This window comes from Clostridium sp. (assembly GCF_018372875.1).
In the GTDB taxonomy this organism is placed as follows: domain Bacteria; phylum Bacillota; class Clostridia; order Clostridiales; family Clostridiaceae; genus Clostridium.
On the sequence record NZ_JAHAIF010000005.1, the window covers coordinates 36,181 to 58,088 of the forward strand.

A 21,908-nucleotide genomic window follows, 5' to 3' on the forward strand; every position below is an offset into this window, starting at 1 on the left:
AAAGAACTTAAGAATATTCGTAAGAAGAAAATCTTACGAATATTCTTTTTTTGAAGTAATTTAGCTAAAGGTTAAATTCATATATAATTTACAACAATAAAATGAAAAAAAATACAAAATAGTATAAAATATATAGTGGACTATTGTAACAGCTTGGGGGGAGCTGTAGGAGAAGGGTTTTCTAAGGTTTTTAAGAGAATAAATATTGAAGAAAAGTTTTTCTCCATTAGTTTTATTGTCAGCTATGGCATAATCTCTAGCGGCAGATTTTGTTTGTAAATAATTCTTAGGATTAGAACCAGCTATGAGTTTTAAAAATGTAGCTGTTTTTCCATTGAAATATTATTGGTTTTTATTGATTATGGGAGTTTTTGTGGGTATTTCAGGAATGATATTTAATAAGGGAGTGCTTAAATCTCAAGATATATATGGAAAACTAAAAAAAGTACCTGTAGAAATTAAGGTTGCTATTCCTTTTCTTTGTGCAGCAGTGGTTGGAATAATTTCTCCTATATTATTAGGTGGAGGACATGAATTAATAATGTCTTTAGTTAATGAAGGTTTTACACTTAAAATCTTAATCATATTTCTTTTAATAAAGTTTATTTTCACCTTTGTTAGTTTTGGATCAGGAGCACCTGGAGGAATTTTCTTTCCATTATTAGTATTAGGGGCTTTGGTAGGAAATATATTTGGAGTTATTGTGTGTAATGCCTTTGGATTACAAAGTGAATATATTGTAAATTTTATTATATTGGCTATGGCTGGGCACTTTGCTGCAGTAGTTAAAGCACCAATAACAGGGATAATTTTAATTACAGAAATGACAGGCTCTTTTGAGCATATGCTAGCTTTAGCTTTTGTAGTTATTGTTTCTTATTTAACAGCTGATATACTTAAAGTAGAAGCTATATACGAAAGTTTTTTAGAAAGAGTATTAAAAAATAATAAAAGGGAAGCAGTTCTTCAAAGAGGAAATAAAACCTTAATAGAAGTGGCTGTATTTATGGGAAGTATTATTGAAGGTAAGTGTTTAAAAGATGTAGATTGGTCAGAAGATTGTTTATTAGTGGCTATTAAACGAGGTGATAAAGAAATAATACCTAAAGGTAATACAAAGATAGAAAGTGGAGATTTTCTTGTGGTTTTAGTTGCTGAAGATAGAGTTAGTCAAGTTTTAGATGAAATAGAAAGAATAGCCACTAAGGTTGTTGGCTAAAGAGTGGAGAGAGATATGGGTAATGTGCTTAGGTTAGAAGGTATTAGTAGAGAATTTAATAATAAGGAAGTATTAAATAATGTTAATTTAAATATTAAAGCTGGAGAAGTATATGGATTAGTTGGAATTAATGGCTCTGGAAAGAGTACACTGATGAAAATTATCATGAATACTTTAAAAGCAACTAAAGGAAATGTTTATTTATTTGGTAATAAGGTTACTGGATATGATAAAGATGTTTATAAAAGGATAAGTGCAATTATTGAAACGCCAATATTTTATGAGGAACTTACCATAGAAAAAAATCTTGAAATAGTATGTAAATATATGAACTTAAATCATAAAGAAAGAATTGAAGAAGTTAAAAAGCTTGTTGGATTACATGGAGTATTAAATAAAAAACCAAAGGAGCTTTCTTTAGGCATGAGAGAAAGGGTAGCAATAGGGAGAGGGTTATTAAATAGGCCGGATTTATTTATTTTAGATGAGCCTACTAATGGGTTGGACATTATTAAAATTAAAGAGATCATAGATTTAATAACTAATTTAAAAAGAGAAAATGAAACCTCATTTTTAATATCTACACATATGCTTGATAAACTAGAGGTGGTAGCTGATAGGGTGGGGTTCTTATATAATGGTTCTATTGGCTATGAATTAGATGGATATGATTTAATTGATGAGAAAAGAGATTATGTAAAGATCGTTTGTGATGATGTATCTAAAGCTGCATTTGTAATTGAAGGGAAGCTGGGAATAAAAGGATATAAGGTCATAAATAATAATGTTATTAGGCTATATGATTTAAAAGAAGATTATAATAAAGTAATTTTTGAATTAATAAAATCTGGCGTTTTTGTTGAGAGCTTCAATAGGAATAAAAGAAAATTACAAGAATTTTTTATGGATATTATATCGGGGGGCAATATTCATGATTAAGTATATAAGAATTGAACTGGGAAAAATAAAAAAGAAGAAGTATACATATATAATGTTGGCTATTGTATTAGTAATAACCATATTAGGGATATACTTTTACCATAGTATAAATGAGTCTAATAAGGCTTTGGGAATTAGTGTAAATCCTTTTTCTTATGATGGTGTGCCAGGAATAATTGAGGTTTTGTATAGAGGTGTAATGATAATAATTGGGGGACAGTTGTTGAATAAAACTATTATATATGAATATGAAAATGGAACAATCAATATACCATTTACCTGTGGAGTTAATAAAATAAAGCTTTTGATAAGTAAGATTATATTAGTTTGGGTTTCTATTTTAATGGCAACTATTTTAGGACAAGTGATATCAATAATTGTATCTTCATTTATAGCTATAACTTTTAATTTTGCAAGTGCTTCTTTAATGTTTTCAGAATTAAAAGAATGTATTGTTATGACTATTTACAATGATTTGTGTTTTTCCTTTATAACATTTATTCCACTATATGTAGGAATGGTTAAAAAATCTTCAAAGGCTTTAACTGGATTTTCAATATTAACATTTTTAGTTACAACAACAGGGTATGAACAAGATTATTTAAAGATGTTTTCTATAGGAATACCTGCTATTCCTTTAATAATAGGTATAGTTGGTATTATATCCATAATATTATCTATAAGAAGAGGAATAAAAATATAAAAATATATAGGGTAGTCAGAAATGACTGGCCTTTTTTGTATTATTTTTATTTAAATATCCATACTAAGTGGGTAAGGATGGTGTATATAATGGGAAAGAAAAGTTTAAAAGAATGTAAATGGGGAGAAAAAATAGAAGTTTCCCTTATGATAAACAAAATTTTAGATAGAAATGAGAATATGCTTTGGGCCTATGCAGGTGATAAATATAAAGAGATAAAATGTTTGTTTTCTTCAGATGTATTATTAAAGGAAGGGGATGTTGTTCTATTAAAGGGGCATTACGGAGAGCCTTTTAAACCTGATAAAGTTGAATATGTTAAGGAATATAACATAGAAGATTATTTACCTACAGTAAAAAGACCTATTAATGATATAATGAATGAATTAGAAAGTATGACAAAAGAAGAAGTAACATCAGAAGAAGGTAAGGCCTTAAATGATTATTTCTTTAAGAATGAGAATTTTGTAAGTAAATTTAAAAAAGCAATAGGAGGAGTATATAATCATCATAATTATTTAGGAGGTTTAGCTGAACATACATTAAACGTTATGTATTTAGCTAAAACTTTAGCTTATAGATATGATATAAAATACAAAGAGATTGCAATATTAGGGGCAAAGCTACATGATATAGGGAAAGTCTATGAGATGAATTATGATGGAACATTTTCATATACAACAACAGGAAGTCTTCAAGGACATATTGTAATGGGAGTAACCATGATTGAAAAAGCCTTTGTAGAAAGTGAATTAGATTTTAGTGAGGATTTTAAGAATAGAATAAAAGGAATTATTGTACAACATCATGGTAAATTGGAGTTTGGTTCCCCTGTTCAACCAAGAACTGTAGAATCTTATGTAGTACATTATGCTGATTATATTGATGCAACTATGAATAAGTTAGATATAATTGGAGAAGGAATTGGAAAAGGTGAATGGAGTAGGTTTGACAAGAGGATTGAGGGAAGAGTGCTTTATTAAATTAAAAATATAGGCAAAAATATAAGTTTTTAAGAACTTAAGAACTTATAGTAAAAAAGCGGTGTTCAAAGGATTTTGCTTTGGATAAATTATAATAACGTTTAATTAAATTTTCATATTAAAAAATATAAAATAAAGGATAGTAATTTTATAATTTCCTTACCTTTAGTACGGGTGGAGTGGATATTTGTTTTGATGTGACTTGGAGCTTGCGACGGAACAAGCAAAATAAATATCCGCTACACCTTTTTTAATTGCTAATTCGATAGCTCTAACGTTATTTTAATAACTCTTTAACGTAGTTTGGTAAAGCAAAGGATGCTTTATGTACATCTTTGTTATAATATCTATCATTTAAGTTTAAGCTGTTATAAAATTCTTCATCAAAATCATTAATAGGATGAAGCTTTTTTGAAGCGAATCCAAAGAACCAATAGCCAGAAGGATAAGTTGGTATCATATATTGATACACTTCACAGATAGGAAATATATCTTTTAATTTTTCATTGGATCGTTTCATTTCCTTCTTATTCATATCATAATATGGACTTTCTCCTTGATTAACAAGAATACCTTTATCTGTTAATGCCTCATAGCAATTTTTATAGAAGTCTCTTGTAAATAAGCCTTCACCAGGTCCTATAGGGTCTGTAGAGTCAACTATTATCAAATCATAAAGATTTTTTTTGTTTTCTACAAACTTTATTCCATCTTGAAAATATAGGTTTACCCTAGGGTCATCTAATTTACAAGAAGTAAAAGGTAGATATTCCCTTGCTGCATTAACTACTTCTTCATCAAGTTCAACCATATCTATTCTTTGAATTGAATTAAATCTAGTAAGTTCACGAACTGTACCACCATCTCCGGCTCCTATTACTAAAACATTTTTTATATTTTTATTCACCATCATAGGAACATGAGTTATCATTTCGTGGTATATAAATTCGTCTTTTTCAGTAATCATAGTCCATCCATCAATTACAAGGACTTTTCCAAAATCATAGGTGTCTATTACATCAATTTGTTGAAATTGGCTCTTTTTAGAATAAAGAGTTTCCTTTACCCTCATTGAGAATTTAACGTTATTTGTTTGATTTTCAGTGTACCAAAGTTCCATATTGTTCTCCTTTCTAAGCTGTTGGCTTATGAGTTACTTGTTCAAAAGTTGTATGGGAGAAATTCTTTATTTTTTCTATCATGCCCCTAGCAACTTCTGTGGACTCACTTCTTTCAGCACATAATTCATTTTCTAGGTAATCAAAGCCTATCCATGGATTCACTGAATCTCCACAAGTGTATAAATCCACTGATGCGTATCCATATTCAGGCCATGTATGAATTGTTAAGTGTGATTCCTGTATAATTACAGCTCCACTTACTCCCCAAGGATTAAATTTGTGAAAACAACTAGTTACTATGGTTGCGTTTGACTTAATTGCTGCTTCACACATAATTTTTTCAATTTTTTCGTGATTTCCTAAAATATCAGAATCACAATTATAAAACTCTACTAAGATATGTCTTCCTAACTGTTCAAGTTTCAATTTAAAACCCCCTTAAATTTATATTTCCCTTAGGATAGGTAAGAAAAATTATGAAAAAAATTTGCAAAAGTTTAGTTAAACTAAACTTGGAGTTAAACAATATTAAACTTTACAAGATATAGTATACATAGATGGTTTGTTTTGTCAATAAATATTTATTAATAATGTGAATATGTATTAGATTCTTAGATAATAATATAAATGACCTTTTAGGTTGCGTAGGTTTCTTTGCCGGTAGTTTTATCTATCGGTATTTTTTTGTGCATAAAGGCTATGCTTTTATAAAAATCTAGAAGTAAATATTCGTATATTCGTATGTTTAAAAATAAAATACATATAAACGTACGGATTTATACGAATGTTATTAGCTATATATATAGTTAATATTGACAATGAATACAATGAGTGTTAATCTTAAAATATAAATGCGAAGAATAAAATAAAATATAGAAATAATATTCGGTATGACAATTAATGGGTGGAGGTATTTAAATGATGAATATCAGATGTGTATTCGTTGAAAAGAAAAAAGGTTTTGACGTAGAAGCACAAAGTTTATTAAGTGACTTTAAGAGCAATTTAAGAATGGACAACCTACAAGAAGTAAGAGTTATTAACAAATATATTTTAGGGGCAGTTTCAGAAGAGTATTATAAAAAAGCACTAAATACTATATTTTCTGAATTAACTGTAGATAGGGTATATGAAGAAACATTACCACTTGAAAAAGGAGATATTGCTTTTGGAGTAGAGTACCTACCAGGTCAATACGATCAAAGAGCAGATTCAGCATCTCAATGTTTTCAATTATTAACTAGTGGAGATAGAGTAGAAGTAAAATCTTCAAAGGTTATAATTTTAAGGGGAGATTTATCAGATAATGATGTAGAGAGAGTTAAAAACTATTATATAAATTCTGTTGATTCTAAAGAAGTTGCTATAGATGATAGAACTATAGATACACAACTTAGCATTCCTAATGATGTTCAAATCTTAGAAGGGTTTAATGAAAAGAGTCTTGAAGCTTTAAAAGAGTTCCATAAGGAACAAGGTCTTGCAATGAGCATTGATGATTTAAAGATGATTCAAGAATACTTTAAAAATGAAGAAAAGAGAGACCCTAGCATTACTGAAATAAAGGTTATTGATACTTATTGGTCAGACCATTGCAGACATACAACATTCTCAACAAAAATAGAAAAAGTAGAAATTGAAGAAAATAAATATACAACTCCTATAGTAAAAGCTTATGACGCCTACATTAAGTCAAGAAATTTTGTATATGGAGAAAATACAGATAGAAATGAAACTCTTATGGACATAGCATGTATCCTAGTTAAGGAAATGAGAAAAAAGGGTATGTTAGAGGATTTAGATGTATCTGAAGAAATAAATGCATGCTCAATAAATATAGATGTTGAAACAGATAAAGGAATTGAAAAATATCTTTTAATGTTTAAAAACGAAACACATAACCATCCAACTGAAATAGAACCTTTTGGTGGAGCTGCTACTTGTTTAGGTGGAGCAATAAGAGATCCACTATCAGGAAGAACTTATGTATACCAAGCAATGAGGGTTACAGGTTCAGCAGATCCAACAGTTCCTGTAGAAAAAACTTTAAATGGAAAATTACCACAAAGAACTATTACACTAGGAGCAGCACATGGATATAGCTCATATGGTAACCAAATAGGTCTTGCAACAGGACAGGTTGCAGAGGTTTATCATCAAAACTATGTAGCAAAGAGAATGGAAGTTGGTGCAGTAATTGCAGCAGCACCTAAGGAAAATGTAGTTAGAGAAGAGCCTACCTTAGGAGATGTTGTTATCCTATTAGGTGGTAGAACTGGTAGAGATGGTGTTGGTGGAGCAACAGGTTCATCAAAGGAACATAATACAGAATCAATAAATACTTGTGGGGCAGAGGTTCAAAAGGGTAATGCACCTACAGAAAGAAAGCTTCAAAGGTTATTTAGAATTCCAGAAGCAGCAAAGATGATTAAGAGATGTAATGACTTTGGTGCCGGTGGAGTATCAGTTGCAATTGGAGAATTATGCAGAGGATTAGATATAGATTTAGATAAGGTTCCAAAGAAATATGAAGGGTTAGATGGAACAGAACTTGCAGTATCAGAATCTCAAGAAAGAATGGCTGTTGTAGTAGAAGCTACGGATGTAGAAAGATTTATGAAGTTTGCTGAAGAGGAAAACTTAGAATCTACAGTTGTTGCAGAGGTTACTGATAATGAAAGATTAAGAATGTACTGGAGAGGCAATAAAATAGTAGATATTCATAGAAGCTTCTTAGATACAAATGGAGCAACTCAAGTTACAGATGTAAAGGTAGTAGCACCAGAAAACTACCCATACAATGTTGGAACAGTTAACGTTAAGGAAAAGTGGCTTGAAAACTTAAAGGATTTAAATATTGCATCACAACAAGGATTAGTTGAAAGATTTGACTCCACAATAGGGGCAAGATCAGTACTTATGCCATTTGGAGGTAAGTATTCAAAAACTCCTTCAGAAGGTATGGCAGCTAAGATTCCAGTTATGAATGGAGAGTCAAAGGATGCTTCACTTATGACATTTGGATATAATCCTAACTTAGGTATTTGGAGTCCTTTCCACATGGCATTCTATTCAGTAATTGAATCAATTACTAAGATAGCAGCTATGGGTGGAGATTACAGAAAAGTTAGACTTACATTCCAAGAATATTTTGAGAGATTAGGTAAGAAGGCTGAAAGATGGGGGAAACCATTTGCAGCATTATTAGGAGCATATAAAGCACAAGTAGATTTAGGAATACCAGCAATAGGTGGTAAGGACTCAATGTCAGGAACCTTTGATGATATAGATGTACCACCAACATTAGTATCTTTTGCTGTGGGTTATGAAAAGGCAGAGAGAATTATTTCACCAGAATTTAAGAAGGTTGGGTCAAAATTAGTTCTTCTTATGAGTGAAAAATTAAGTGATGGAACAATAGATATGGACAAGTTCAAAAAGAACTTAGAAGTATTATATTCACTAATAGGAGATAAAAAGGTTATATCAGCTTCTTCATTAAAATTTGGTGGAGCAGCAGAAGCACTTACAAAGATGTCTTTAGGAAATAGAATAGGTGCTAAGTTCTCTAATTTAACTGTAGAAGAACTGTTTGGATTAAACTATGGAACACTTTTACTAGAAGTAGAGGGAAATGTTGATGTACCAACTGAATTTACTGGTACAAGCTTTAAGGTAGTAGGTGAAACAATTAGTGAAGAAAGAATAGTTTCAGGAGATTATGATATAGACTTCACAATTGAGGAACTAGAAAAGGCTATAGAAGAAAAATTAAATGGAGTATTTAAGATAAGTACTGAGAAGAAAGAAGAAAAGGTTGAATCAAAGCTTTATACTGAAAGAAATACTTCTAAACCAAGGGAAAGAATAGAACATCCAAAGGTTGTTATTCCAGTATTCCCGGGAACAAACTGTGAAGATGATTGTACAAGAGCCTTTAGAAAAGAAGGAGCAGAAGTTGTACAAGTTCTAATTAGAAATTTAAATAAAGAAGCATTAATAGAATCAGTTGATAGATTAGAAAAAGAAATTAGAACAGCTCAAATAATTATGCTTCCAGGTGGATTCTCAGCAGGGGATGAGCCAGATGGATCAGCTAAATTCATAGCTACAGTGTTTAGAAATGAAAAGATAAAAGATGCTGTAATGGATCTTTTAAATAATAGAGATGGATTAATGTTAGGTATCTGCAATGGCTTCCAAGCATTAATTAAGTTAGGTTTAGTACCTTATGGTGAAATCAGAGATATTGAAGAAGACATGGCAACATTAACTTATAACAATATTAATAGACATATGTCTTCAATAATAAGAACAAGAATTTCTTCAGTTAAATCACCTTGGTTCAGTGAAGTAAATGCAGGAGATATTCACAATGTAGCAATTTCACATGGTGAAGGAAGATTCGTAGCACCAGAAAGTTTACTAAAGGAACTTGAAGAGAATGGACAAATAGCAACTCAATATGTTGATTTTAATGGAGAAGTATCATTAGATATGCCATACAACCCAAATGGATCAATGTTAGGAGTTGAAGGTATTACAAGCAGAGATGGAAGAATCTTAGGTAAGATGGGTCACTCTGAAAGAATTGGAGAAAATTTATATAGAAATGTTCCAGGAGAATTTGATCAAAAGATATTTAAATCAGGAGTTAATTACTTTAGAAAATAAAGTAGTTAGAAATATATAAATATAAAAATAAAACAATATATAAATATACCAATATATATTTATATAAATATATAGGAAAAATGCTGGTTGAAGGTAATAGATTATTAATTAACTTAAGGAGGGAATTTTAAATGAAGGTAGCAATATTTTTTGGTAGCAAGTCCGATACTGATGTAATGAAGGGTGCAGCTAATGCCTTAAAAGAATTTGGAGTAGATTACAAGGCTTATATTTTATCAGCTCATAGAGTTCCAGAAAAGTTAGCAGAAACAATTGAGATGATTGAAAAGGATGGTTGTGAAGTAATAATAGCAGGAGCAGGTCTTGCAGCACATTTACCAGGAGTTATAGCATCACAAACTACTTTACCTGTAATAGGAGTTCCTGTTAAGGCAGCAGTTGAGGGTATGGATGCATTATTATCAATTGTACAAATGCCTAAATCAATTCCAGTAGCAACTGTTGGAATTAATAATAGCTACAATGCAGGGATGCTTGCAGTACAAATATTATCATTAAAATATCCAGAGATTAAAGAAAAAATAGTTGATTTTAGAATGAATATGAAAAGAAAGTTTATAGAAGAAAATGGAGAAGGAGTGGAACTATAATGGAAAAGTTAGAAATGATGTATGAAGGAAAAGCAAAGAAGATTTATGCTACAGGAAATGCAGAAGAGGTTATTGTATATTACAAAGATGATGCAACAGCATTCAATGGAGAAAAGAAAGATCAAATAAATAACAAGGGTATCTTAAACAATGCAATAACTTCAATGATATTTGAAATGTTAAATGAAAATGGTATAAAGACTCACTTTGTTAAGAAGCTAAATGACAGAGAACAACTTTGTAAAAAAGTTGAAATAGTACCACTAGAAGTTATAGTAAGAAATGTGGCAGCAGGAAGCATGGCTAAGAGATTAGGACTTGAAGAAGGGTACAAGCTAAAGACTACAGTGTTTGAATTCTCTTATAAAGATGATGAATTAGGAGATCCACTAATAAATTCTTATCATGCAGTAGCAATTGGAGCTGCAACTTTTGAAGAAATTAAAACAATTTTAGATATGACAGCTAAGATAAATGACTTACTAAAGGAATTCTTCTCTAAGTTAAATATTAACTTAATAGACTTTAAAATTGAATTTGGTAAACTTCCAAATGGAGAAATTGTTTTAGCAGATGAAATTTCACCAGACACATGTAGATTCTGGGATGCAACTACAGGAGAAAAGTTAGATAAAGATAGATTTAGAAGAGATATGGGTAACGTAGAAGAAGCTTACATTGAAATTTTAAACAGAATTAAAGGGGAATAGTTGGGATGAAAAAAGCTGACTTTCAATTAATACTAGATCCAAGTCTGGATAAATTTAAAGATGAATGTGGTGTGTTTGGGGTATACTCAAACTCACCTATGGATGTAGCAGGTATGACCTACTATGGATTATATGCTCTTCAACATAGAGGACAAGAATCTGCAGGTATTGCAGTAGGAAATGGTGAAGAAGTAGACATTCATAAGGGTTTAGGTTTAATAACTGAAGCTTTTACAAAGGATGACTTAAACAGATTAAAGGGGCATATAGCAATTGGTCATGTTAGATATTCAACAACAGGGTCAACTAAGGTAGAAAATGCACAACCACTTTTAGCATCATCAAAGCTTGGTCCTATAGCAATGGCTCATAATGGTAACCTAGTTAACGCAGATGTTATAAGAGATTTATTAGAAGATGGTGGTCATGTATTCCATACAACAATTGATTCAGAGGTTATAGCAACATTAATAGCAAGAGGTGCTAAGAGAGGTATTGAAAGAGCTGTTGTGGATGCTATACAGGCTGTTAGAGGAAGCTTTGCTATGGTTATAGCGACAAAGGATAAGCTTATTGGAGCTAGAGATCCACATGGTATAAGACCTCTTTGTATAGGTAAGGTTGATGATGCCTATGTAATGTCATCAGAAAGCTGTGCTTTAGATGCAGTAGGAGCAGAATTTGTTAGAGATGTTGAACCAGGGGAAGTTGTGGTTATTGATGAAAATGGAATAAGATCTATAAAATACTCTGAAAACACATTATGCCAAACTTGTGCCTTTGAATATATTTACTTTGCAAGACCTGATTCAATAATTGATGGTCTAGATGTTCAAGTTACAAGAGTTAAGGCTGGAGAAGAGTTATATAGAGAACATCCTATAGAAGCAGATATAGTATCAGCAGTACCAGATTCAGGTATACCAGCAGCTATAGGGTATGCAAGAGCATCAGGAATTCCATATGACACAGCCTTTGTAAAGAATAGATATGTAGGAAGAACATTTATTACACCTTCTCAAGAAATAAGAGAAAAGGCTGTAGCAGTTAAGTTAAATCCTTTAAAGGTAAATGTAAAAGGTAAAAGAGTTGTCTTAATAGATGACTCAATAGTTAGAGGAACTACTTCAAAGCATTTAGTTGATTCTTTAAGAAGGGCAGGAGCTAAAGAAGTACATTTCCTTGTAGCATCACCAGTAGTTAAGTTCCCTTGTTATTTTGGAATTGATACTCCATATAGAAGTGAACTTATAGGTGCAAATCACTCTATAGAAGAAATGGCAGATATGATAGGAGCAGATTCTTTAGGATACCTAAGTATGGATGGAATGTACAATACATTCAAAGGTAAAGAAGGATTTTGCGTTGGATGCTTCAATGGAGTATATCCAGTATCAACACCAATAGAAACTTCAAAAGATCATCTTGAAAGGTAGTGGAGAGAAAATGATAACTTACAAAGATTCAGGGGTTAATATAGAAGAAGGTTATAAATCAGTTAAGCTTATAAAAGACTATGCAGCAAGAACAATGAGCAATTATGTTTTAAATGGTCTTGGAAGCTTTGCAGGAATGGTTGAACTTCCAGAAGGGTACAAGAAACCAGTTTTAGTTTCTGGAACTGATGGAGTTGGAACAAAGCTTGATATAGCTTGCAAAAAGAAAAAGTATGATACAGTTGGAATTGACTGTGTTGCAATGTGTGTTAATGATATTCTTTGTCATGGAGCAAAGCCACTATTTTTCTTAGATTATATAGCTTGTGGAAAGCTTGAAGCAGAAGTAGCTGCAGATTTAGTTAAGGGTGTATCAGAAGGATGCCTTCAATCAAACTGCGCTTTAGTAGGTGGAGAAACAGCTGAAATGCCAGGTTTCTATAAAGAGGGGGACTATGATATAGCAGGGTTTGCTGTGGGGATAGCAGATAAGGATGAAATAATAGATGGTACAAAAATTGAAGATGGAGATGCTTTAGTGGGAATAGGATCTTCAGGAATTCATTCAAATGGGTTTTCTTTAGTTAGAAAGCTATTTACAAACTTAGATGAAGAATTTAATGGGGAAGAAGTTTGGAAAACATTAATTACTCCAACTAAGATTTATGTTAAGCCAGTTTTAAAGCTTATGGAAAGCTTTGAAATTAGAGGGATGGCTCATGTAACAGGTGGAGGATTTATAGAAAATGTTCCAAGAATGTTTAATGGCAGAGAGTTAACAGCTGTTATTAACAAGGATAGTTACCAAATACCAGCTATTTTTGATAGAATGGTTGAACTTGGAGTTGATAAAGACCATATGTATAACACATTTAATATGGGCATTGGATTTGTTTTATGTGTTAAAAAAGAGGATGCTGAATCAGTAACAAAAGCTCTTATAGAAATGGGAGAAAAGGCTTATGTAATTGGTCATGTAACCTCTGGAGGTGAAGGTATTTGTTTAAGATAGCAGTTCTTGTATCAGGGGGAGGAACAAACCTTCAGTCCATAATAGATGCAGTTAAAGTTGGGGAATTAGACTGTAAAATAGAAATGGTCATTAGTAGTAAAGATGGTGTCTATGCCTTGGAGAGAGCAAAGGAAGCAGGTATAGATACATATGTAGTTAGTAAGAAAGAATATGGGGAAAATCAATCAAATAGAATTTTAGAATTAACTGAAGGAAAGGTAGATTTAATAGTCCTTGCAGGGTATTTATCAATACTAGATGGGGAAATTTTAGATAAGTTTAAAAATAGGATCATTAATATACACCCTTCCTTAATACCTTCATTTTGTGGCCCTAAAATGTATGGACTTCATGTACATGAAGCTGCAATTAAGAAGGGAGTTAAAGTTTCTGGCTGTACAGTTCATTTTGTAAATAATGAAGTAGATGGGGGAGCAATTATTTTACAAGAAGCTGTACCAGTATATTTTGAAGATAGTGCGGAAGATCTTCAAAAAAGAATATTAGTAAAAGAACACCTGTTACTACCAAAAGCAATAAAGTTGATTTCAGAAGGTAAAGTTAATGTTATAGATGGAAGAAGTAAAATTTATTAAATTGGAGGCCAAGTTAATGAAAAAGAGAGCGTTAATTAGCGTATTTTACAAAGATGGCGTATTAGAATTTGCTAAGTTTTTAGAAAAAAGAGGAGTTGAAATTCTTTCAACTGGTGGAACTTACAAACATTTAAAGGAAAATGGAGTTAATGTAATTGAAGTAAATGAAGTTACTAACTTCCCAGAAATGTTAGATGGAAGAGTAAAAACATTACATCCATTAGTTCATGCAGGAATTTTGGCAATAAGAGATAATGAAGAACATATGAATGCTTTAAAGGAAAGAGACATAAATACAATAGATTACGTTGTAGTTAATTTATATCCATTCTTTGAAAAGGTTAAAGAAGACTTAACATTTGAAGAAAAGGTTGAGTTTATTGATATTGGTGGTCCAACAATGTTAAGAGCAGCAGCTAAGAACTTCCAAGACGTAGTTGTAATTTCAGATAAGAATGACTATGGTAAGGTAATGGAAGAAATAGAGGCTGAAGGTGAGGTTTCTTACAATACAAAGAAGAGATTAGCTGGTAAAGTATTTAACTTAATGGGAGCATATGATGCTGCTATTGCTAACTTTATGTTAGAAGGAGTTGAAGAATATCCAGAATATCTATCAGTTTCATTTAAGAAAAAGCAAGGTTTAAGATATGGTGAAAACTCTCATCAAAGTGCAGCTTTCTATGAATCTACAACAGTAGAAGGTGCTATGAACACATTTGATGTATTAAATGGTAAAGAGTTATCATACAACAACTTTAAGGATATGGATATTGCTTGGAAATGTGCAAATGAATTTGATGAACCAACTTGTTGTGCATTAAAGCATAATACTCCATGTGGTGTTGCAACTGGTAAAGATGCTTATGAAGCATATATGAAAGCTTACGAAGTTGACCCTACATCAATCTTTGGTGGAATAGTTGCTTTCAATAGAAAAGTAGATAAGAAAACTGCTGAAGAAATGGTTAAAATATTCTTAGAAGTAATAGCAGCTCCAGAATATGATGAAGATGCTTTAGAAGTATTAAAAACTAAGAAGAATTTAAGAGTTCTTAGAATGCATAATACTCCAAAGGATGAAAGATACATGGTTACAGTTGATGGTGGTATCTTAGTTCAAGAAGAAGATAAAAAGTTAATTGATGAAATAAAAGTTGTTACAGAAAAGGCTCCTACAGAAGAAGAAATGAAGGATTTAATCTTTGGTATGAAGGTAGTTAAGTATGTTAAGTCTAATGCTATAGTGGTAGCACATGATGGAATTGCACTAGGAATTGGTGGTGGACAAGTTAATAGAATTTGGCCAACAGAAGATGCATTAAAGAGAGGTAAGGGAGCTACAATTTTAGCTTCAGATGCATTCTTCCCATTTAGAGATGTAGTAGATCAAGCAGCTAAAGCTGGAATTAAGGCTATAATTCAACCAGGTGGTTCATTAAGAGACCAAGAATCAATAGATGCATGTAATGAACATGGAATAGCTATGGTATTTACAGGGCTAAGACACTTCAAACACTAATTAGTGAAGAATTAATAGTTTTTGGGAGGATAAATATGAAGTTATTATTAGTTGGGTCAGGTGGAAGAGAACATGCTATTGCTTGGAAGCTTGCACAAAGTCCAAAGGTAGATAAAATATATGTGGCACCAGGTAATGGTGGGACAGCTTTAGAAAATAAATGTGAAAATATCAATATAACAGATATAGATAAATTAGTAGAGTTTGCAAAAAATAATGATATACATCTAACAGTGGTTGGACCTGAGGACCCTCTTACTAAAGGAATAACTGATAAGTTTAAGGCAGAAGGATTAAGATGTTTTGGACCAGATTCTGAAGGTGCAAAACTTGAAGGAAGTAAGAGTTTTTCAAAGTTCTTTATGAAGAAGTATGGAGTTAAAACTGCTGAATATGAAGTATTTACAAACCCAGAAGAGGCTCTATCATATCTTTATGATTGTGAATATCCAATAGTTATAAAGGCAGATGGACTTGCAGCTGGAAAGGGTGTAGTTATTTGCGAAAGCAAAGAAGATGCCATGAAGGCTGTACAAAACCTTATGATTGATGATGCTTTTAATGGAGCAGGGCAAAAGATAGTAGTGGAAGAATTCTTAGAAGGTGTTGAAGCTTCAATCCTTTCTATATGTGATGGAAAAAGAATAATCCCATTTATATCTGCTAAAGATCATAAGCAAATATATGATGGTGGTAAGGGACCTAATACTGGTGGTATGGGAGTTCTTGCACCAAATCCATATGTTACTAGTGAAGTAATGAGAGAATTTGAAGATAACATTATGGCTAATACTTTAAGGGGAATACAAGAAGAAGGCTTTGACTTTAAGGGAATTATTTTCTTTGGTCTTATGATAACTAAAAAGGGAGTATACCTACTAGAGTACAATGTTAGAATGGGTGACCCAGAAACTCAATCAGTGCTTCATTTAATGGAAAGTGACTTATATGAAGTTATTGAGGCTGCAATGGATGAAAGATTAAATGAAATTCAAGTAGAGTGGAAGGATGAAGTTTGTATAAACGTAGTTCTTGCATCTAGTGGATATCCAGGAAGTTTCCAAAAGGGATTCCCAATTACAATAGATGAAAGTATAAAGGATAATGTCTTTTTAGCAGGAGCAAAGCTTGAAAATGGAGTTTTAAAGACTAGTGGAGGTAGAGTTCTTTCTGTAATTGGTACAGGTAAGACTTTAGAGGAAGCTAGGGAAGAAGCTTATAGAAATGTTGAACTTGTTGACTTTATGGGAGCTTATTGTAGAAAAGATATAGGGATATTTGAATAAGTAGTAGAGATTAAGAGGAAATCCAGCGCTTGCTGGATTTCTTTTTTTAATGTCTATAATTTCCTTACCTTTAGTACGGGTGGGGTGGATATTTGTTTTGATGTGACTTGGAGCGTAGCGACGGAACAAACAAAATAAATATCCACTTCACCTTTTTTATGTAGATTATCACTATTTTTATCTTTAACAAAAATATTGTGTATTATTTATTTACTATCTGTATAAAAAAATTTTAAAAATCAATATACAATATTTATGAGAAAATATATATTATTGTAAAAATTTATAGTGAAACGTGAGGGGATAGTAAATAAAAAGCATATATGTGTGTTAAAAATGAATTTAATGTATAGAAAATTTTATTTTGTTTAAAAATGTCGTTTGATGATAGAAAATACAGAATCTATAATATAAGTGTAAATTACATACAAGGAGGTAACATATGAATACAGAAACAATTGCAATGACTTTGATTGCTTATTCTGGAGATGCAAGAACTTTAGCGTTTCAAGCATTACAAGCTGCAAAAAAAGGGGATTTTGATAAAGCAGATTGCTTAATGGAGGAAAGTGAAAAAGCATCTACACAAGCACATAAAGCCCAAACAGATCTTTTGGTTGCAGAGGCTAATGGAGAGAGGGCAGATATAAATGTTCTATTGATTCACTCACAAGATCATTTAATGACAAGTATGTTAGCACAAGAATTAATTAATGAAATGATTGAAATGTATAAACAACAAAAAAATAAATAGGAGGAAATAAAAATGAGAGTTTTATTAGCATGTGGAGCTGGATTATCAACAAGTATTTTAATGAAAAAAATGGAGAAATATTGTGAGGGAATAGGAGAAGAATTAAAAATTGATGCTGTTCCTGTAAATAATGTAGAAGGATATCAAAATGATTATGATTGTGTATTGATTGGTCCTCAAGTTTCTTATCGTTTAGATGAATTAAAAGAAATTTTAACTATCCCTGTGGCAGGAATACCTTCGTTAGATTATGCTATTGGAAATGCAGAAAATGTTATGAAATTAGCTCATAAGATTACAGGAAAATAATTTAGGAGGAGATAATATGAATAATAAATTAGAACAATTTGCTAATAGCGCATTTATGAAAAAGATCCAACAAGTAAGCGTGAAATTATCTAAAAGTCCTGCCTTTGGCACAATTAGTCAAGGTATGGGAGGAACAATGGGACTTATAATGATTGGTGCTGTTGTACAAATTATTTGTGCTGTTGGTGGATTGGTATTTGGCTGGAAAGCTGGTCATCCAATTTATGATGTATTGTATATGCCTTATGAATTAACAATGGGGTTGTTAGGACTATTCATGTCATTTACATTAGCATATAACTATGCAAAACGTTTAGGAGTAAAAGCAACAATCCAATCTGGATTTACATCTATGGTATGCTTTATCCTAGTTTGTTCACCACTTATGTCAACCACAACAGAAGCAGGTGCTACCATTCGTTCTTTAAATGTTAGTGCTTTAGGTGCAAACGGAATCTTTTGTGCAATTTTAATTGGTTTATTATCTGTTCGTATTACAAAATATGCTGTGGATCATAACTGGATAATTCGTATGCCAGATGTAGTTCCTGAAGGAATTTTAAATAGTTTTAACTCTATTATACCTTCCGGATTAAATATTATAGTTTGGTATGGTTTAGCTGTTGCAATTTCTAACTTTACCAATGGAGCAATGACATTAGGTACATTAATCACTACAACCATTGCGACACCTTTATCTTACCTTGTATCACCATTAGGAATGATTGTAATTGTTATGGTTTTCTGCTTGAGCTGGTTCTTTGGTATTCACGGTGGTAGTGTTGTATTTACAGCAATTATGCCAATTTATATTGCAGCATATGCAACAAATGCAGAAGCTGCAGCTGCAGGACAACCTCTTGTATTTAATCCAATATTCTTATATGGTTGTTTAACTGTTATTGGTGGTTCTGGAAATACATTACCGTTATGTATTATGGGATTAAAGAGTAAATCTAAACAGATAAGTGCAGTTGCGAAAGCATCTTTGGTTCCAGGTCTTTTCAATATTAATGAGCCTGCAATTTTTGGATTTCCGATTATGTATAACCCAGTTCTATTGATTCCATTTGTTTTGAATTCCTTAGTTGTTATGCTTTTTATGTACATCGGATACTCATTCAATTTAATGGCATTGCCTCAAGTATTGATTATGACAACTTTACCTGTTGGAATTCAACAATTAATGGCTTCTTTGGATTGGCGTAATGTTATATTCTGTGCTTTAATGTTGCCAATAGTATATCTAGTATATTTTCCATTTTTTAAGATTTACGAAAAGCAATGTATTGCAAAAGAAGAGGCAGAAGCTGCTGAACTTGGAGAGTAATTAAGAAGGAATCATATTGTCAATTAAAAGAAAAACTTCCGTAATAAAATAAGGAGGAAATGAATATGAAACATGAATTAGGGATTTCTGTATATCCAGATTTAATGCCTTTAGAAAAAATTGAAAGCTATTTTGAGTTAGCAAGTCGTTATGGTGTGTCTAAAGTGTTTTCAAGTATGTTTTCAGTAGAAGGAACAAAGGAAGAAGTTTTAGATTATTTTAAGAAATTGATTGTTGCAGCACATAAAAACAAGTTAAAAGTATCTTTAGATGTTAATCCTATGTGTTTTGAAAAAATGGGAGCTAAACCAGATGATTTAAGTGTATTTAAAAGCATTGATGTAGATTTTTTACGAATGGATTTAAGCTATGGTCCAGAAAATGATGCAAAGTTGGTAAGAAATCCATATGGAATTACAATAGAATTTAATAATTCTCCTCAAATTGTTAAAGGTTTAATAGAAAATGGTATTGATCCAAAAGACTTTTTGGTTTGTCATAATTTTTATCCACAGAGATATACAGCAATGAAGTGGAATAAATTTGTAAATAAAAATAAAGAATTGAAAGCTTGTTCAAGAGATGTTCGTATAGGTGCTTTTATTTCTTCAACAGCACCTAATACACATGGTGTGTGGGATGCAATATGTGGACTTCCTACAGTTGAAAAATTGCGTATGCTTCCAATTGATTTGCAAGCAAGAATGTTATTAGCTACAGGAGATGTAGATGATATTTTAATTGGAAATGCTTTTGCAAGTGAAGATGAGTTTAAAAAGTTGCAAGAAGTATTGCAGGAAAATGAGAAGTTGAGTAAGGAATTGGATCCAACTTTAAAAATGTTGGTTGATCATGGAATCATTAGTTTAGACAAGCCCGTAAAAAAATTACGTGTAACACTAGATGAAGAAATTACAGAAAAAGAGAAGGAAGTATTATTTGACTTTTTCCCACATTTGGAAATGGGTGATAGTTCAGAGTGGATTTGGCGTACAAGAATATCTCGTTTTAAATATAGTCAACCAAATGAGATTTTAACACCACGACATTATGATAAAGAAATGTTTGAGGTTGGCGATGTAGTTATTGTAAACGATAACTACAAACATTATGCTGGAGAAATTCAAATTGTAAAAATTCCTATTGTTAATGATGGAACAAGAAACAGAATTGGACATCTTGACTCAGATGAGTATCAAATGATGGAACTTGTATATGACGGGGATTTAGTTGAATTTTTAGAAAAGTAGATTGGAGGGTATTTATATGAGTTTTCCAAAGAATTTTATGTGGGGTGCAAGTTCTTCTAGTGCACAAATAGAAGGTGCTTATGATGTAGATGGAAAAGGCCTTACAACATGGGATTATGATAAGAAACGCATAAATCCAGGGTGCTGTTCTTTCAAATATGCCTCTGACTTTTATCATCATTATAAAGAAGATATTGCACTTATGGCAGAAATGGGATTTAAAATGTTTAGAATGTCAATTTCTTGGGCAAGAATTTTGCCTGATGGTGAAAGTGATGTAAATCCTGAAGGTATTAAATTTTATAAAGATGTATTTAGAGAATGCCATAAATATGGAATAGAACCATTAGTTACTATTTATCATTTTGATTTGCCAGCAGCTCTTGAAGAAAAATATAATGGTTGGCATTCTCGTAAAACGGCAGAAGCATATTTAAAGTATTGTAGAGTTATTTTTGAAAATTTTAAAGATGATGTTCATTATTGGTTAACGAATAACGAATATAACGTAATGATTTATTATGGTGCAGTAGATATGCTGACAGGAAAAGCAAATGATTTAAATGCTTTATACAATACAGGTCATATTCAGTTGGTAGCGATGGCAAAAGCTATTTCACTATGTCATGAAATGTGTCCAGATGCAAAAATTGGACCAGCACCTAATTTATGTGCCTGCTATCCAGCAAGTGCAGATCCTAAAGATACCATTGCTGCTATGAATATGGAAGATCTTCGTAACAATATGTGGGTAGATCCATTAGTTTTTGGTAAGTATCCAAAATCAATATATCATTATTTTGAATTAAATAATATCGTATTAGATATTCAAGATGGTGATATGGAGGCTTTGAAAAATTGTAACCCGGATTTTATCGGTTTTAATTGTTATGCAAATGAAACAATTGAACATTGCGACTATTATGAAATAGATTGGAATAGTATGGTTGGTGCTGATAATCGAGATATGAGTTATTTGGTTAAGTTAACAGAGAAACCAGGAGTAGGAAAAGCAGTGTCTAATCCATTCTTTGCCAAAGGAGAGGATGGACATAAATTTGATCCTAGTTGCATTCGTGTGACAGCGCGAAAATTGAGTGATAGATATAATTTACCTTTGATTATAACTGAAAATGGATATGGACGTCCGGATAAGTTAGAAGATGATGGAAGTGTTCATGATAGTTATCGAATCGAACATTTAAAAGGTATGATTTCTGAAATGGGAAAAGGAATTGATGAAGGTGCTTTATTATTTGGTTATTGTCCATGGAGTGCTGTCGATTTGGTATCTACTAGGGAAGGAATTTCAAAACGCTATGGATTTATTTATGTAGATAGAGATGAAGATGATGAGAAAGCGATGCATTCGCCAATGAAACGTTATAGAAAAGACAGCTTTTATTGGTATAAAAAAGTTATTGCATCAAATGGAAAGGATTTAGGTGAATAG

Annotated in this window: 19 protein-coding genes; 17 read left to right on the forward strand and 2 right to left on the reverse strand. The window is 31.7% G+C overall.

All coding sequences use genetic code 11. From position 1 onward, the window contains the following. Positions 1–304: 304 nt before the first annotated feature. From KIB46_RS03020 to KIB46_RS03035, 4 genes are all read left to right on the forward strand, one after another. Positions 305–1,219, forward strand: coding sequence for a chloride channel protein (locus KIB46_RS03020; protein WP_291670785.1), 915 nt, complete (start codon positions 305–307; stop codon positions 1,217–1,219). Between the two features lie 15 nt (positions 1,220–1,234). Beyond that, complete coding sequence (locus KIB46_RS03025) at positions 1,235–2,158, forward strand: ABC transporter ATP-binding protein (protein WP_291670787.1); 924 nt, start codon at positions 1,235–1,237, stop codon at positions 2,156–2,158. Continuing rightward, on the forward strand, positions 2,151–2,861 hold the full coding sequence (locus KIB46_RS03030) for an ABC transporter permease (RefSeq protein WP_156559230.1): 711 nt from the start codon (positions 2,151–2,153) through the stop codon (positions 2,859–2,861). The genes KIB46_RS03025 and KIB46_RS03030 overlap by 8 nt, the downstream gene beginning before the upstream one ends. A gap of 89 nt (positions 2,862–2,950) precedes the next feature. Then, complete coding sequence (locus tag KIB46_RS03035) at positions 2,951–3,844, forward strand: HD domain-containing protein (RefSeq protein WP_291670789.1); 894 nt, start codon at positions 2,951–2,953, stop codon at positions 3,842–3,844. 277 nt (positions 3,845–4,121) lie between these two features. Here the strand turns inward: KIB46_RS03035 and speE are convergent, their stop codons facing one another. Next, positions 4,122–4,964 carry a polyamine aminopropyltransferase gene (gene speE, locus KIB46_RS03040; protein ID WP_291670791.1) on the reverse strand — a complete coding sequence of 281 codons (843 nt, stop codon included), beginning with the start codon at positions 4,962–4,964 and terminating at the stop codon, positions 4,122–4,124. 13 nt (positions 4,965–4,977) lie between these two features. Next, entirely contained in the window at positions 4,978–5,391 is a 414-nt protein-coding gene (gene speD, locus KIB46_RS03045; RefSeq protein WP_291670793.1) for an adenosylmethionine decarboxylase, read from the reverse strand. Positions 5,392–5,883: 492 nt separating this feature from the next. On the opposite strand from speD, the gene KIB46_RS03050 reads away from it, so the two are divergent. The 13 genes from KIB46_RS03050 to KIB46_RS03110 all read left to right on the forward strand — a co-directional run bounded on the left by KIB46_RS03050 (position 5,884) and on the right by KIB46_RS03110 (position 21,908). After that, complete coding sequence (locus KIB46_RS03050) at positions 5,884–9,639, forward strand: phosphoribosylformylglycinamidine synthase (RefSeq protein WP_291670795.1); 3,756 nt, start codon at positions 5,884–5,886, stop codon at positions 9,637–9,639. Positions 9,640–9,770: 131 nt separating this feature from the next. Then, positions 9,771–10,250 carry a 5-(carboxyamino)imidazole ribonucleotide mutase gene (gene purE / locus KIB46_RS03055; protein WP_291670798.1) on the forward strand — a complete coding sequence of 160 codons (480 nt, stop codon included), beginning with the start codon at positions 9,771–9,773 and terminating at the stop codon, positions 10,248–10,250. Then, positions 10,250–10,960 (forward strand): phosphoribosylaminoimidazolesuccinocarboxamide synthase, encoded by a 711-nt coding sequence (gene purC / locus KIB46_RS03060; RefSeq protein ID WP_055184891.1) that lies wholly within the window; start codon positions 10,250–10,252, stop codon positions 10,958–10,960. The genes purE and purC overlap by 1 nt, the downstream gene beginning before the upstream one ends. Before the next feature lie 5 nt (positions 10,961–10,965). Further along, a complete protein-coding gene (gene purF, locus KIB46_RS03065) occupies positions 10,966–12,396 on the forward strand; it encodes an amidophosphoribosyltransferase (protein ID WP_156559219.1) in 1,431 nt (476 codons plus the stop codon). Between the two features lie 10 nt (positions 12,397–12,406). Further along, on the forward strand, positions 12,407–13,408 hold the full coding sequence (gene purM / locus KIB46_RS03070) for a phosphoribosylformylglycinamidine cyclo-ligase (RefSeq protein ID WP_291670804.1): 1,002 nt from the start codon (positions 12,407–12,409) through the stop codon (positions 13,406–13,408). Beyond that, a complete protein-coding gene (gene purN / locus KIB46_RS03075) occupies positions 13,396–14,004 on the forward strand; it encodes a phosphoribosylglycinamide formyltransferase (protein WP_291670806.1) in 609 nt (202 codons plus the stop codon). The genes purM and purN overlap by 13 nt, the downstream gene beginning before the upstream one ends. Before the next feature lie 16 nt (positions 14,005–14,020). Further along, the gene (gene purH, locus KIB46_RS03080; RefSeq protein WP_291670808.1) at positions 14,021–15,526 is read left to right on the forward strand and encodes a bifunctional phosphoribosylaminoimidazolecarboxamide formyltransferase/IMP cyclohydrolase; all 1,506 of its coding nucleotides are present in this window, start codon (positions 14,021–14,023) and stop codon (positions 15,524–15,526) included. Between the two features lie 35 nt (positions 15,527–15,561). Continuing rightward, entirely contained in the window at positions 15,562–16,812 is a 1,251-nt protein-coding gene (gene purD, locus KIB46_RS03085; protein WP_291670810.1) for a phosphoribosylamine--glycine ligase, read from the forward strand. A 442-nt stretch (positions 16,813–17,254) separates the two neighbouring features. Then, the gene (locus KIB46_RS03090) at positions 17,255–17,566 is read left to right on the forward strand and encodes a PTS lactose/cellobiose transporter subunit IIA (RefSeq protein ID WP_291670812.1); all 312 of its coding nucleotides are present in this window, start codon (positions 17,255–17,257) and stop codon (positions 17,564–17,566) included. A gap of 12 nt (positions 17,567–17,578) precedes the next feature. Continuing rightward, entirely contained in the window at positions 17,579–17,875 is a 297-nt protein-coding gene (locus KIB46_RS03095; protein WP_080023389.1) for a PTS sugar transporter subunit IIB, read from the forward strand. Positions 17,876–17,891: 16 nt separating this feature from the next. Further along, entirely contained in the window at positions 17,892–19,205 is a 1,314-nt protein-coding gene (locus KIB46_RS03100) for a PTS transporter subunit EIIC (protein ID WP_291670815.1), read from the forward strand. Between the two features lie 65 nt (positions 19,206–19,270). Continuing rightward, complete coding sequence (locus tag KIB46_RS03105; protein WP_099328522.1) at positions 19,271–20,455, forward strand: MupG family TIM beta-alpha barrel fold protein; 1,185 nt, start codon at positions 19,271–19,273, stop codon at positions 20,453–20,455. Positions 20,456–20,471: 16 nt separating this feature from the next. Next, positions 20,472–21,908 (forward strand): glycoside hydrolase family 1 protein, encoded by a 1,437-nt coding sequence (locus KIB46_RS03110; RefSeq protein ID WP_291670820.1) that lies wholly within the window; start codon positions 20,472–20,474, stop codon positions 21,906–21,908.

Excerpts from the sequence above, each read along its gene's own strand:
- KIB46_RS03020 (WP_291670785.1), top strand. The coding sequence starts at position 305 with ATGAGTTTTAAAAATGTAGCTGTTTTTCCATTGAAATATTATTGGTTT.
- KIB46_RS03025 (WP_291670787.1), top strand. The coding sequence starts at position 1,235 with ATGGGTAATGTGCTTAGGTTAGAAGGTATTAGTAGAGAATTTAATAAT.
- KIB46_RS03030 (WP_156559230.1), top strand. The coding sequence starts at position 2,151 with ATGATTAAGTATATAAGAATTGAACTGGGAAAAATAAAAAAGAAGAAG.
- KIB46_RS03035 (WP_291670789.1), top strand. The coding sequence starts at position 2,951 with ATGGGAAAGAAAAGTTTAAAAGAATGTAAATGGGGAGAAAAAATAGAA.
- speE (WP_291670791.1), bottom strand. The coding sequence starts at position 4,964 with ATGGAACTTTGGTACACTGAAAATCAAACAAATAACGTTAAATTCTCA.
- KIB46_RS03050 (WP_291670795.1), top strand. The coding sequence starts at position 5,884 with ATGATGAATATCAGATGTGTATTCGTTGAAAAGAAAAAAGGTTTTGAC.
- purE (WP_291670798.1), top strand. The coding sequence starts at position 9,771 with ATGAAGGTAGCAATATTTTTTGGTAGCAAGTCCGATACTGATGTAATG.
- purC (WP_055184891.1), top strand. The coding sequence starts at position 10,250 with ATGGAAAAGTTAGAAATGATGTATGAAGGAAAAGCAAAGAAGATTTAT.
- purF (WP_156559219.1), top strand. The coding sequence starts at position 10,966 with ATGAAAAAAGCTGACTTTCAATTAATACTAGATCCAAGTCTGGATAAA.
- purM (WP_291670804.1), top strand. The coding sequence starts at position 12,407 with ATGATAACTTACAAAGATTCAGGGGTTAATATAGAAGAAGGTTATAAA.
- purH (WP_291670808.1), top strand. The coding sequence starts at position 14,021 with ATGAAAAAGAGAGCGTTAATTAGCGTATTTTACAAAGATGGCGTATTA.
- purD (WP_291670810.1), top strand. The coding sequence starts at position 15,562 with ATGAAGTTATTATTAGTTGGGTCAGGTGGAAGAGAACATGCTATTGCT.
- KIB46_RS03090 (WP_291670812.1), top strand. The coding sequence starts at position 17,255 with ATGAATACAGAAACAATTGCAATGACTTTGATTGCTTATTCTGGAGAT.
- KIB46_RS03095 (WP_080023389.1), top strand. The coding sequence starts at position 17,579 with ATGAGAGTTTTATTAGCATGTGGAGCTGGATTATCAACAAGTATTTTA.
- KIB46_RS03100 (WP_291670815.1), top strand. The coding sequence starts at position 17,892 with ATGAATAATAAATTAGAACAATTTGCTAATAGCGCATTTATGAAAAAG.
- KIB46_RS03105 (WP_099328522.1), top strand. The coding sequence starts at position 19,271 with ATGAAACATGAATTAGGGATTTCTGTATATCCAGATTTAATGCCTTTA.
- KIB46_RS03110 (WP_291670820.1), top strand. The coding sequence starts at position 20,472 with ATGAGTTTTCCAAAGAATTTTATGTGGGGTGCAAGTTCTTCTAGTGCA.